Genomic DNA, 13,632 nt, shown 5'->3' with positions numbered 1-13,632 from the left:
TACCCTGCCCCAGCCCTCAGGCGATGGACTCGATCCCCGCCATATACGGCCGCAGCACTTCCGGCACCTCGATGCTGCCGTCCGGCTGCTGGAAGTTCTCCATCACCGCGACCATCGTGCGGCCGACGGCGAGGCCGCTGCCGTTGAGGGTGTGCACGAGTTCCGGCTTGCCGGTGGTCGGGTTGCGCCAGCGGGCCTGCATGCGGCGTGCCTGAAAGTCGGTGCAGTTGGAGCAGCTGCTGATTTCGCGGTAGGTGTTCTGGCTGGGTAGCCACACTTCGAGGTCGTAGGTCTTGGCGGCGGCGAAGCCCATGTCGCCGGTGCACAGCTGCACCTTGCGGTACGGCAGCTTCAGCGCCTGGAGCACGGCTTCGGCGTGGCCGACGAGTTCTTCCAGCTGCTGCATGCTGGTGTCCGGCGCGACGATCTGCACCATTTCGACTTTCTCGAACTGGTGCTGGCGGATCATGCCGCGAGTGTCGCGACCGTAGCTGCCGGCTTCGGCGCGGAAGCACATGGTGTGCGCCGCGAGGCGCATGGGCAGCGCGTCGGCTTCGACGATGCTCTCGCGCACGAGGTTGGTCAGCGTCACTTCGGCCGTAGGAATGAGGTAGCGCTTCGTCTCGCTCACTTCGGTGGCGAAGAGGTCTTCCTCGAACTTCGGCAGCTGGCTGGTACCTTCCATCGCCGCGCGATTCACGATCAGCGGGACGTTGTGCTCCAGGTAACCGTGCTTGGTGGTGTGCATGTCGAGCATGAACTGCGCGAGTGCGCGGTGCAGGTGCGCGAGCTGGCCGCGCAGCACGGTGAAGCGCGAACCGGACAGCTTCGCGCCGGCGTCGGCGTCGAGCCAGCCGTGGCGCTCGCCAAGATCGACATGGTCCTTCACCGGGAAGTCGAACGGGCGCGGGTGGCCCCAGCGGAGGATCTCGAGATTGTCGTTCTCGTCCTTGCCGAACGGCACGGAGGCGTCGGGCAGGTTCGGGATGCCGAGGGCGATGTCGTTGATCTTCGCCTGGACGTCGTCGAGGGCCTGTTCGTTGGCCTTGAGCCGGTCGCCGATGCCGGCGACTTCGGCCATCAGCGGCGCGATGTCTTCGCCCCTGGCCTTGGCCTGGCCGATGGCCTTGGAACGCGTGTTGCGGAGGTTCTGCAGCTCCTGCGTCTCGGTCGAGAGCGCCTTACGCTCGGATTCGAGGCGCTCGACCAGGCTCACGTCGAGGTCGAAGTTCCGGGCGGCGCGGAGGCGCTCGGCCGTTTCGGCGAGGCGGCCGCGCAGGAGGGCGGGATCCAGCATGATGGGCGTTCCGTTTGATTCGAACGGGGATTATGGCAAATCGTTGGGTCCTCCCGCATCCGCAGAGCCTTCAGGAGGCCCCAATGCGGGTCGTCTCCGGCGGCAGGACCGAGAGTTCGCGCCAGTCGAGCTGCTCCAGCAGGAAGTTGTAGTCGTCGTCGGTGAGCTGGAAGTCGTTGCGGCTGCGCTCCAGGGCGTCGCGCTGGGCGGCCAGTGCCGCCAGCGACAGTTCGCGGTAGCGGTTCAGGGCCTCGGCCTTCCCTTCTTCGCCGAGGGCATCGAACTCCATGCGGTAGAGGTCGTCGAGACGTTTGCGCTCCTCGCCGACTTCGTCGGCCAGGCGGTCGAGGGCGGCCTGCACCAGTTCGCGGCGCACGGCGCGCACTTCGCGTTCGGTGGTGGCGGTCTGGTCGAGGCCGAGCAGGCGGATCAGCGGCATGAGGGTCATGCCCTGCACCACCAGTGTCGCGAGCACCACGGCGAAGGCCGTAAGCACCACGACGTCGCGTTGCGGAAAATTGTCCGGGAGGATGAACGCGGTGGCGAGCGTCACCAGGCCACGCATGCCGCACCAGCCAGCGAGCACGCCCTGCCGCCACGTGGCCGTCTGTTCCAGGCCGCGGCTGCGGCGGTACCAGGCCATGCCGCGGTTGAAGGCGAACATCATGACGAGACGCGAGACGATGACGATCGCGGAGACGATGCACGCGAACGTCACCGCCTCGCGCAGGTGCTCGCCGCTCATGCCGCCGACGATGCGTCGCGCCTGCAGGCCCATCATCAGGAACGCGAGCACGTTGAGCACGAACACCACGATGGTCCACACCGCGTAGGACTGCACGCGCAGGCGCGGCGTGCTCGGCGAGACGTTGCGCGTGGCGATGGTCATCGCCAGCGCCACCACCGCGAGCACGGGCGACAGGTGCAGGTGCTCGGCGAGGATCCACACGAGGAACGTGCTGACGAACTGCATGAGGTTGGAGTCGAGCGCGCCGCAGATCGCGCGCGTCATCATCGGAAAGACGTAACCCGCGGCGATGCCGAACAGCACGCCGCCCGGCGCGGCGATGGCGAAGCCGCCGATCTGCGTCAGCGTGAGTCCGCCGGCCGTCTGCGCCGTGAGAGCGGCGCCGAACAGCAAGAGCGCGGCGGCGTCGTTGAAGAGGCTTTCGCCGCGGAGAATGGCGTCGGTGGAGCGCGGGATCGACATGCCGGAGAGGATCGCCGTCGAGGCCGCGGCGTCCGGCGGCGCGACGATGGCCCCGAGCACCAGCGCGGCGGCGAACGGCAGCCCGGCGAAGGCCCATCCGGCCCAGCCCACCAGCAAGGCCGTGACCACCACACCGCCTACCGCGAAGAACACCAGCGGCAGCCAGAAGCGTTTCACCGTGGAGACGGGGAAGTCGAACGCGGCGTCCATCAACGCGGGTGCGATGAACAGCGGCAATGCTGTGCGCGGGTCGATGGGGAATTCCGGGGTGCCGGGGATCAGGGCCATGCCGGCGCCGGCCAGTGCGAGCATCGATGGGTAAGGCAACGACAGCCTGCGGGCCACCTGCAGCAATACGACCGCTGCTAGCAGGAGCAGCAGCAGGCTTTCGAACAAGGTCATGGCGAGGGGCTCCCGGTATCCACGTCTTCGCAGGCTAACGCGTGCGTCGGGCGTTGTCGCATCCTCGGGGACCGGGGCCGTGGACCCCGGCGTACGCCGGGGTGACGGTGTGGCGAGTTTCTGGAACGGGGCGAAGAGCCTGGCGTGCGTCGGGGTGGCGGGGCGCGAGTTTTTGGACCGAGGCCAAAGAACCTGGCGTGCGTTGGGGTGGCGGTGTCGCGAGTTTCTGGACCGGGGCGGAGAGCCTGGCGTGCGTCGGGGTGGTTAGATCGGTGGGAGCCAGCCTGCTGGCGGTGGGTGCTTGCCGCGAGCACCCTTCGCCAGCAGGTTGGCTCCCACCGGTCAGGCGGCCACAGAGCACGGTCAGGCGGCAGCACGGCCCGGTCGGACGCACCGCAGCAATGCGTCAGTCCGGACGTTTGCGTCCCAGCCACCAGCCCATGGCCGCGCCGGCCAGCAGCCAGCCGAACGCCTGTTCCAGCAGGTAGCCGAGGGTGAACGGTCCGGGGAACCGGTACCAGTTCCAGTAGGGCACGCTCAGCGACAGCCAGGTAAAGATGCCGAAGCCCAGGCCGATGAGCAGGCCGCGACTCACCCCCACACCCGCGCGGATCATGATCAGGGCCACGATCAGTGCGGCGAGCGTGTCGGACAGCCACTGGTGGAAGAGGTTGTACGGGAACGTCGCCATCGGATCCTTGCCGATGGGCGAGTAGACGATGAAGGCATATGGATTGGATCGCGCTCTCGCGGAATACGCTTCGTTGGTCTTGTCGTTGTGTTCGGTGTTGGGGTCGTAGAACGGCAGCAGGTACACCGCGTGCTCGTTGGGCAGGTTGTCGTGCAGCGCGGTGAGGATCTTGCCCTCGTCCAGCGGGGCTCGCATCGACATGCTGCCGATCGGCAGAAGCATGTGGGCGAGCATGCCCCAGATGAACATCACGAGGCCGCCGAGCAGGGTTGCGATGGCGATGCGCATGGGCGTACTCCCCGGGGTGGTGGGTCGAGGGTACGTCCGGGTGCGGGCCTGGCGGTATCGGACTTTTGGCAGGGGGATGGCGAGGCCGGGGTCTTTCGGTGGGAGCCAGCCTGCTGGCGATGGGGGCTTGCCGCGAGCACCCTTCGCCAGCAGGCTGGCTCCCACCGGCAATCTGCAAACCTGTCGTTAAGCCGAGCTTCTCGCGGGCTCCGGCTCGTGCCGTGCGCTTCGCCAGCAGGCTGGCTCCCACCGGCAATCTGCAACTCTGTCGTTTAACCGGGCTTCTTGCGGGCTTCGGCTCGTGCGGCGCGCAGTGCCGTGAGCTTTTCGCGGAGTTTCAGTTCCAGGCCGCGGTCGACCGGCTCGTAGAACGTCGTGCCTTCGAGTTCGTCGGGCAGGCATTGCTGATCGAGGGCCACGCCGCCTTCCACATCGTGGTCGTACTGGTAGTTCTGGCCGTAGCCCAGGCCCTTCATCAGTTTCGTCGGCGCGTTGCGCAGGTGCATCGGCACGTCGAGCGTGCCCATCTGCTTCACCGTCGCCTTCGCCTTGTTGTACGCCATGTATGCCGCGTTGCTCTTCGGTGCGATGGCGAGCCAGATGGCGAGCTGCGCGAGGCCGAGTTCGCCTTCGGGGCTGCCGAGGCGCTCGTACGTGTCCCAGGCATCCAGCGCCATGCGCCACGCGCGCGGTTCGGCGAGCCCCACGTCTTCCACCGCCATGCGCGTCATGCGGCGGGCGAGGTACAACGGATCGCAGCCGCCGTCGAGCATGCGCGTCAGCCAGTACACGGCGGCGTCGGGATCGGACGAGCGCACCGATTTGTGCAGCGCCGATATCTGGTCGTAGAACTGCTCGCCGCTCTTGTCGAAGCGGCGCGTGCGGTCGGCCAGCACCTGCTCGAGCGTGGTGTCGTCGATGCGGCCGTCTTCCGCCAGTTCGGCGGCGATTTCCAGCAGCGTCAGCGCGCGGCGCACGTCGCCGTCGGCGGCGCTGGCGATGAGCCGCAGCGAGCCTTCGTCCACCGTGAGGCCGAGATCGCCGAGGCCACGCTCGCTATCGGTCAGCGCGCGATGCAGCGCGGCCACGATGTCGTCGGGGCTCACGGCATCCAGCACGTGCACACGGCAACGCGACAGCAACGCGGAGTTGAGCTCGAACGACGGGTTCTCGGTCGTCGCACCCACGAAGATGATGACGCCGCGTTCGATGTGCGGCAGGAACGCGTCCTGCTGCGCCTTGTTGAAGCGATGCACCTCGTCCACAAACAGCACGGTGCGGCGGCCCTGCGCGAAGTTGCCTTCGGCTTCGGCCAGCGCCTTGCGCACGTCGGGCAGCCCGCTCATCACCGCGGAAATCGCGCGGAAGTCGGCGTCGGCGTAACGCGCCACCAACAGCGCCAGCGTGGTCTTGCCGCAGCCCGGCGGACCCCAGAGGATCATCGAGTGCACCTTGCCCGCTTCCAGCGCGCGGCGCAGCGGCTTGCCCTCCCCGGCCACGCGCTGCTGGCCCACGATCTCGTCGAGGGAGCGTGGCCGCATGCGCTCGGCGAGGGGCTTCAGGGCTTCGGGTTCGGCGAACAGGCCGGGAGACTGGAAAGACATGGGGCCATTATCGCGCGTTCGCCGTGCATGGCGCCTCAATGGGTCAGTCGCCGCCCTTCGGCTTGCGCAGCAGGCTGGTCGCCATGCCCACGACCACGGCCGCACCCAGCAGCAGCACGATCCAGAGCAGCGGGCGCGTCCAGTCGAACGGCGCGTCGGCCGGGTCCACCGCCTTCCGCCCCGCCAGCACTTCCACGGCGCCGGTAGAGGCTTCCGCTGGGCGCCAGCCGGGCCCGCCGTCCTTGCGCAGGGCCGCGAGGGCGTCGTCGATGGGCCACACGGGACGCCGCGTGCCGCGGCTGCCCACCAGCAGGCGATACGGGCCGGTGCCCTCGGGCAGAAATACGAGGCGATCCGGGCGCCAGCCGACCAGCAGGGTCGGCGGCTCGCGGAGTGGCGTCGCCGAATGCAGGCGCAGCAGTTCGCGGCGGATCGGCGTCAGCTCCAGAGGATGCGCGTCGTCGTGCTGCCCCGGCGTGACCACCAGCGTGCCGAGCTGTTCGCCGCCCATCGTGGGCTGCACGGCGATGGCGTCGAAGCGGGCGACGTTGTCGCCCTTCCCGAGCTTCACGCGCAGCGCGCCCACGGGCACGGCGTCGGGAAGACGGTAGTCGTAATCGACGCCCTGCCCCGAGGTCGCCGTGTCGCTCGGCGCGAGTTCCAGCCAGCGGCGCGGCGCTTCGTCCTTCGCGGACGCGTCGGGCACCGTGCCGGACAGCGTGACGCGGGTCGCGGCGCCGTCCACCCATGGCGTATCGCCGGAGGTCACACGCACGCGGTAGTAGCGCGCGGCCGCGCCGGCAAGCTTCACCACGCGTGCGTCCACGGCGCCATCGCCGCTGCCGAGCGCGACGATCGACGCGTCGCGCACCACGGGCGTCCAGTCCTGCAGGTTCGTGCTGGCGTCGATGTCCACGCGGAAGCTCGCGTCGCGACCGAGCGGCGCGAACTCGATGCGCTCGGGGCGCAGCGGCTGACGCGCGTCGATGAGCCAGTCGGTCGCCTTGCCGCCCGTCGCGGCGGCGCCGGGTTCGATGAGGATGTCGCCATTCGTGCTGCGCTGGATGCGCGGACCGACGGCGCCGTTCGCGCTCGGCGGCACGGCGAGCAGCGGCGCGTCCATCGTGAGCGGATGCGAGGTCGGTTCCGCGGCGTGGTAGATACCGGCGGCCACCTGCCGGCCCTTGCCATCCACCACCAGCACGTCCTGCAGACCGGCATCGCGCGCGGCCCATGCGTAAGCGTCCTGCGGCATGGACACCACATAGGCCTTTGCACCGGGTGGCGTGTTCAGCGCATAGCCCACCGCGAACGTCGGTGGCGTCTCGGCGTGCGCCGCCATCGCGGCCAGGCCCAGCACCATCAGAAAACCACGCGCGTCATGACTCATGCGACGACTCCGGAACGGACGGCACGCCCTGCCGGGGCGGTGCGGGTGCGAGGTAACCGATCACCGTACAGAGAAGACCGTACGCGATGAACGACGCGATACCGAACAGGTTGCCCAGATGACCGCGATCGACGAGCAGCAGCTTCAGCAGCACCAGCGCCATCGTCACCGCGCCGGCCAGCCACAGCATGCGCTGGCCGCGCTTCGATCCAAGCACCCAGGCCACCACGCCGATCACGCTCCACACCACCGTGAGCGACAGCTGCACGAGGTTCGACGCCGCCATGTCGCCGTTCCATGGCACGCCACCGAGATGATGCGTGGCGCGCAGCGTCATGCTGGTGGCGACGACGAAGAACAGCGCCGCGAGCACGGCGGGCCGCGTGCGGCGCACCTCGTCGGGCAACGCCGCGTCGCCGATGGCTCGCGCGACGAACAGCAGCGCGGCCACCAGCAGGAGATCGACGGGGTTCAGCACCGGAACGAACGGAAGCGGTCGCGGACTGCCGGCGGCGCCCAGCGCCGCGATGCCGATGGCCACCATGCCGATGGCGACGCACGCCCCGACGGTCAGGCGAATGTCGCGCGCGTGCTCATGCAGTGGCGCCGCCAGCCAGCGCGGCCCCCACAGCGTCAGCCCGGCCAGCGACAACGTCGGCAGCGACACGGCCAGCATCCGCCAGCCCTGCCCCAGCGTGGTCGCGGTATCGAGCGCCAGCGCGATCGACACGGTGAAGACGGCCAGCCAGCGCACCCACCCGATCGTCGACGTCGCCACCGCGGCGACGCGATGCGCGGCCACGCCCCGCAAGGTGAACCACCCCGTCACCGCCATGACGAACACCGCCACCAGCGGCCAGCCCGCCATCCACTGCGTACCCGCGTTCGCCGCGTCGAGCACGACGCCGGTACTGCCGATGAGGAACAACGGTACACCGAAGGCGAGCGTCACGCCGAGATCGAGCTTGCGCGCGCGGGGGCACGCCAGCGCCAGCAGCAAGGCGGTCGCCGAGAGCAGCATCGCCCAGCAGGCGGCCTGCGTCGCATCGTCGAGCGCTGGCACGCCGATCTGATCGGCGAACGCCACGAGCCACCAGATGGCCGCCCACGCCAGCAAGCCGATACGCGCGAGCGCGGAGGCGCCGCGCGACGTGCCATGGCGGTCGAACTGCCATACGCCGATGCCCGCCCCGACGACGAGCAGCATTCCGCCGATGAAGGTCGCATTGAGGATCGGCATCTGCCCCGGCGTGTAGCGGAACGTGATGGCGAACAGCCACGCCACCGCGGCGGCGAGTTGCAGACCGATGCCCGCCCAACGCGGCAGTCGCCGGCCCTGACGGAAACCGAGCCAGATAAGACCGGCGCCTTCGAGCGCGAAGACGCTGGAGGTCACGCTCGCACTCAGTGCCAGCGGCACCGCGATGGTGGCAAACGCTACGGCGAGCACGGCCCACGTGTCGCGCAGCAAGGTCATGTCGTCGCGCTTGCGCAGCGCGAACGCGATGGCGACGTAGATGCCGGCGGCGATCAGCGCCGACAGCGCGAGCGGCATGGGCCGCCAGTCCAGTAACGCGCCCTGCAGCAACAGGCTGGCGATGGGATTGCCGAACATCAGGCAGCCGTCGAGGATCGCGCGCCCGCGTTTCGGCGACCGCAGCACGTGCAACCACGGCACGACGAGGTAGAGCAGAAAATGCAGGACCAGGAACGGCTCGGTGCTGGCGAAGAACTCGGGCCGGTAACTCAGCACGCCCCACAGCGTGCCGACGCCGAACGTGCCGACGAAGCCGAGCACGTTGAGCACGCGCCACGCCTTCTTCCATGCGATGCCGAGGATGCCGAGGTTGAGCACGGCGTAATAGGAGAACAGGGCAACGTGGTTGCCCTGCCCCGTCGACGCGATGATCGGCGCGGCGAATCCCGCCACGAGACCGAGCACGGCCAGCGCGAGGGCGTCCTGCAGCACGGCCAGCACGCCGAGCGCGCCGACGAAGACGATCAGCAGCGCGAAGGTGGCGCCCGCGGGCAGCAGCCCGTACATGCGATACGCGGCGAACACCGTCATCACCAGCACGCCGATGGCGCCGCCCTGCAACGACAACGCAAACGCGCGACGCCTGTCGCGTTGCACCCAGCCGAACGCGACGCCAGCGATGGCGACCAGCGCGACGATCGTCAGGCGCACCGACATCGGCACGCGCAGCAGGCCGGTGTCGGCGGCGTATTTCAGGAACGCGGCGATGCCGGCGAAGAGCACCAGCATGCCGATCTTCACCGGTACGTTGCCTTCGGTGAACCAGCGTTTGATGGCGGCCGTGAGGCGATCGCCGAGCGTGGGGCCGGCGGGTTCGCGCGGTGCGACGGGTGGTGGTGCGGCAGGCGCGGGTGCGGCGGGACGAAGCGGCGGAGGCTGCGCCGGAGCCAACGGTTCGACCGGTGCGGGAGGTGGCGCTACCGACGGGTTGGGCGCCGCGGGCATCGGCGTGGGTGCCGCGGGCACGGCGCCGGCCACGAAGGCGTCGATCGACCGGCGCGCGTCGTCGAGATCGCGCCGCAACCGGGAGGTCCGGCCCCAGAGAAACCCGATGGCGAATCCGGCAACGGCGCCGCCAAAGCCCTGCCCGGCGAAGGCACCGATGATGGCGCCCACGATGCCCCACACCACAAACATGCCCATGTTCCCCCGACCACGTCCGCTGTCCTGGATGGAGTCTGGCATGAAAGCAGGATGTTGCGGATTGGTGACCCCGATACGGTACGCTCGTGCCTCGTCCCCGTGCCACCGAGCCGCGTCTTCCGATGACTGCCACCGCGCGCCGCGCGTTCCGACTGCTTTGCTGCGCGGCCTTCCTCGTGGGCGCCGGCGTCGCGCACGCCACGGACCCCGCGCGCGCCCTCGGCCAGTTGCATCACGGCACGCTGCATGCGCAGGACGGTGCGCCTGCCGACTCGCCGTCGATGGCGCAGACGGAAGACGGCTGGTTATGGTTCAGCTCGCGCATGGGGTTGTTTCGTTACGACGGCTTCGAGTTCCAGAAGTTTCCGCTGCTGCCCGCCTCGAGCAACGAAAGCGAGGCCACATGGCAGCTCTACGCGGCACCCGGCGGCGACCTGTGGGTGTCGCGTGCCTACGGCGGCGTCGCGCGCGTGCGTCGGGAAGCCGTGACGTTCTATGGCACGGCCGATGGCCTGCCCGATCGCGCCGCCGTCAACGAATTCGCCACGGATGGCGACGGCCGCCTCTGGGCGGCGACGGAGGCGGGTTACTTCCGCTTCGACGGCACGCGCTGGAACGACCTGAGTGCGAAGGCACCCGACGGCGAGTTCCAGCAGTTCCTCGAAGATCGACGCGGCGATCTCTGGATGGTCACCGATTCGGGCGTCTTCATCCTCCGCAAGGGCGCCGATGGGTTCGTCGGCGCGGGCGAGGCGTTTGCCCTTACCCAGCAGATGATGCTGCATCCCGATGGCAGCCTGTGGGTGCGGTCGCGCGATGGCCTGCGCCCCGCGCCGGGCGAATGGGGCAAACCGCATGCCTTTCGCCGGCCGCTGAACACCACGAGCACCACCACGCTGCTCGATCGCGACGGAACGTTGTGGAGCGTCGCCTGCCGCCAGAACCTGTGCAGGATCCCTGCCCCGGCGATCGGGCGCGCGGCGCCCGTCGCCGACAATCCGGCGGCCCAGGTCGCGACCCCGGACTTGGGGCTCACCTCGCTAGGCACGATCACCACGCTCGAAGACCGCGACGGCACCGTATGGGTCAGCACGAAGGCCGGCTTCGACACGTTCCGCGACAGCTGGCTGTCCGTAGTCCGTTTCCCGACCTTCCGCGTGTACTTCTCCCTGTTCGAACAGGGCGACGGCACGGTGTGGACGGGAAGCGCGGCCAACACGCCTTACAACGACCTGCTATGGCACCTCGATCCCGATCCCTCGGCGCTCGAGGACTTCGAGGGCTCCGTCACGGCGGCGTGGCAGGAGAAGGACGGCTCGGTCTTGCTGGGTGGCTACGGCGAACTCTGGCGCAAGCGCCCGGGCCGGCTTCCCGAGGAACGGTCGCTGCCGTCCGACGCCGCGCAGAAAAAGACGCTGGTGCATGCGATCGGCCGCGATGGCATGGGCCGGCTGTGGATCTCCCTGCGCCTGCGCGGCCTTTACGTGCAGCGCCCGGATGGCGCATGGCTGCCCGCGTCGTCCGTCGACGGCCTGCCCGATGTGGCGCCGTCCGTCATTCATATCGACGACCACGGGAGGCCGTGGTTCGGTTACCAGAACGGCACCGTGATCATGGTCGACGGCACGCGCCTTCATCGCTATGGCGCCGCACAGCACCTCGAACACGGGCCGGTGACGTCCATCGCCACCATCGACGGTCGACGCGTGGTCGGGTCGGAGCACGGCCTGTCCATCCTCGACGGCGACCGCTTCCGGACGTTCGCCATCGAGCCGGCCGGCAGGCTCGATTCGATAACGGGCATCGTGCGAAGCCGCGACGGCGGCGTGTGGGCCTACGGCATCGCCGGCGCGCTGCACTTCACGCCGGAAGCATGGTCGTCGGCGATCGCCCATCCGTCGCAACCGGTGGACGCCGAGTTGCTGACGATGGAAGACGGCGTGCCGGGACCGGCCCAGCTGGTTCGGCCGCTGCCGACGATCCTGGCGGCCAGCGACGGCAAGTTGTGGTTCGCCGGCTCGCAGGGACTGGCATGGGTCGACCCGTCGCGTCCGCACCGACGTCCGGACCCGCCGCCCGTGGTGATCCGCTCGATCGCGTCTGGCACCACCACGCTCGTGCACAACGAGGCCGTCGCGCTGGAGCACGGTCGCGACCTGCAGGTGTCGTACACCGCGCTCGCGCCCGGACGACCAAGGGGGCTGATGTTCCGGCACATGCTCGAAGGTCTGGATCGCGAGTACATGTACGCCGGCGCGCATCGCGAAGCGTCGTACATGGACCTGCCGCCGGGCTCGTATCGCTTCGTCGCGGAAGCCTCGTACGACGGACGGCACTGGAGCCGCTCCGTGCCCCTCGACGTCTCGGTGCCGGCGCGGCTCTTCGAGCGGCTGTGGTTCCAGCTCACGTGCGTCGCCGTCCTCGCGCTGCTGGTCTGGATGGCCCACCGATGGCGCGTGCGCTGGCTCACGCGGCGACTTCGCGCGCGCCTGACCGAACGACACCAGGAGCGCGAGCGCATCGCGCGCGAGCTGCACGACACGTTGCTGCAGGGCGTACAGGGGCTGATCCTGCGCTTCCAGGCGTTCGCGGACGGTCTGTCGAAGGACGATCACGCGCGTTCGGTGCTGGAGCGCACGATCGATCGCGCCGAAGCGTTGCTGGTCGAGGGACGCGACCGCGTGAAAGGCTTGCGCACGCAGGCCGCGGAATATGGGTCGCTGGAAGCACGCGTCGCCGGCCAGGCGGAAGAGCTCGACATCCCCGCGCAGGTCGACGTGCGTGTGTTGCGCACGCCCCGGCTGGTGAACCCCACCGTGATCGACGAACTGCACAGCATCGTGCGCGAGGCGATGGTCAATGCGATGCGCCATTCCCACGCGCGCTCGATCGTCGTCTCGGTCGAGTACAGGCGACGCTGGCTCACCGTGACCGTGAGCGACGACGGGGACGGCTTCGATACCTCGCCGGGCCTGCCCTCGGGGGATGGGCATTACGGCATCGTAGGCATGCGCGAACGCGCGGCTCGCCTGGGCGGGCGACTGGACGTGACGTCGACGCCGAAGCGCGGCGCGACGGTGACGGCCCGGATCCCGGGGCGCGTGGCGTATGCGCGGGAAACACCGCGTACGTAGCCGGAAGCGCTCTCTCTGATGGCCGATCGTCCTGCGGGAGCGGCCTCGGCCGCGATGGGTGCTCGCGGCAAACCCCTTCGCCAGCAGGCTGGCTCCCACCAGGAGCCCACTAAGGTCGGTGTGGGAGCGGCCTCGGCCGCGATGGGTGCTCGCGGCAAGTCCCTTCGCCAGCAGGCTGGCTCCCACCAGGAGCCCACTAAGGTCGGTGTGGGAGCGGCCTTGGCCGCGATGGGTGCTGGCGACAGGCTCCCATCGCCAGCAGCGTGGCTCCCGCCGGGGTTATTTCACCGGCTGGGTCTGCAACACCGGGGCATCGCCGACCACGTCGGTGCCTTGCGGCGGGACGAAGTTGAACGTGCCGTCCGGCAGCGCCGCATTGCGCACGAGACCGGCGAACTGGATGCGCGTGACGTTGCCCAGCTGATCGCGGAACGCCATGCGCTTCAGGCCTTCGGCGTCGAACCCGAGGTCGGCGTACGCGAACTGAGGGTCCTTGCTCGTCGACGTCAGACGCAGCCACTGGAAGCCATCGTGTTCGCCCTGCTCCGTCACCTTGAAGTCCTTGTCGATGCGCGACACGTCGGTCAGCACCGTGAGCGGGCTCTGCGCTTCCTCGCTGCTCTGCTTGCGCACCGTCACCTGTTCGAGATCCGGGTCGTACAGCCACACCCGGCTGCCGTCGGCGACGATCGTCTGCTTGTACGGCGCCGTCGTCTCCCAACGGAACTGCCGGGGCGCCTGCAGGGCGAGCGTGCCCGAGCTCGTCTTGCCCTGCTCGCCGTTCGGGCCCGACAGCGTCTGGCTGAAGCGGCCGCTCAGCGAATGCATGCCTTTGGCGAAGGTGTCGAGGCGATCGCGCGCCGGGCCGGCGGCGAAGGTCGGCAGACTGAGCAGGGACAGCGTCGCGGCGAGCAGGAGGCGTTTCATGGGCAGATG

The 13,632-nt window shown here is 69.2% G+C and carries 8 protein-coding genes; 1 reads left to right on the top strand and 7 read right to left on the bottom strand.

Annotated features, from left to right (window positions below; translation table 11 throughout):
- Positions 1-16: 16 nt before the first annotated feature.
- From serS to BMX32_RS13605, 6 genes are all read right to left on the bottom strand, one after another.
- The gene (gene serS, locus BMX32_RS13630) at positions 17-1,297 is read right to left on the bottom strand and encodes a serine--tRNA ligase (RefSeq protein WP_089979544.1); all 1,281 of its coding nucleotides are present in this window, start codon (positions 1,295-1,297) and stop codon (positions 17-19) included.
- Positions 1,298-1,367: 70 nt separating this feature from the next.
- Positions 1,368-2,909, bottom strand: a complete 1,542-nt coding sequence (locus tag BMX32_RS13625) for a cation:proton antiporter (RefSeq protein ID WP_089979543.1) — start codon at positions 2,907-2,909, stop codon at positions 1,368-1,370.
- A 406-nt stretch (positions 2,910-3,315) separates the two neighbouring features.
- Positions 3,316-3,888, bottom strand: a complete 573-nt coding sequence (locus BMX32_RS13620; RefSeq protein ID WP_029214086.1) for a hypothetical protein — start codon at positions 3,886-3,888, stop codon at positions 3,316-3,318.
- 272 nt (positions 3,889-4,160) lie between these two features.
- Positions 4,161-5,492, bottom strand: coding sequence for a replication-associated recombination protein A (locus BMX32_RS13615; protein WP_089979541.1), 1,332 nt, complete (start codon positions 5,490-5,492; stop codon positions 4,161-4,163).
- Between the two features lie 43 nt (positions 5,493-5,535).
- A complete protein-coding gene (locus BMX32_RS13610) occupies positions 5,536-6,882 on the bottom strand; it encodes a DUF3999 family protein (protein ID WP_089979539.1) in 1,347 nt (448 codons plus the stop codon).
- Positions 6,872-9,556, bottom strand: a complete 2,685-nt coding sequence (locus BMX32_RS13605) for a DUF2339 domain-containing protein (protein WP_244511528.1) — start codon at positions 9,554-9,556, stop codon at positions 6,872-6,874. Before BMX32_RS13605 ends, BMX32_RS13610 begins: the two co-directional genes overlap by 11 nt.
- A 128-nt stretch (positions 9,557-9,684) precedes the next feature.
- On the opposite strand from BMX32_RS13605, the gene BMX32_RS13600 reads away from it, so the two are divergent.
- Complete coding sequence (locus BMX32_RS13600) at positions 9,685-12,696, top strand: sensor histidine kinase (RefSeq protein WP_089979536.1); 3,012 nt, start codon at positions 9,685-9,687, stop codon at positions 12,694-12,696.
- Between the two features lie 279 nt (positions 12,697-12,975).
- Here BMX32_RS13600 and lolA read toward each other — a convergent pair whose 3' ends face one another.
- The gene (lolA, locus tag BMX32_RS13595) at positions 12,976-13,623 is read right to left on the bottom strand and encodes an outer membrane lipoprotein periplasmic chaperone LolA (protein WP_089979535.1); all 648 of its coding nucleotides are present in this window, start codon (positions 13,621-13,623) and stop codon (positions 12,976-12,978) included.
- Positions 13,624-13,632: the final 9 nt, after the last annotated feature.

It is taken from the genome of Luteibacter sp. UNCMF331Sha3.1 (assembly GCF_900109915.1).
In the GTDB taxonomy this organism is placed as follows: Bacteria; Pseudomonadota; Gammaproteobacteria; order Xanthomonadales; family Rhodanobacteraceae; genus Luteibacter.
This window is presented reverse-complemented; position numbering and strand designations above follow the sequence as displayed.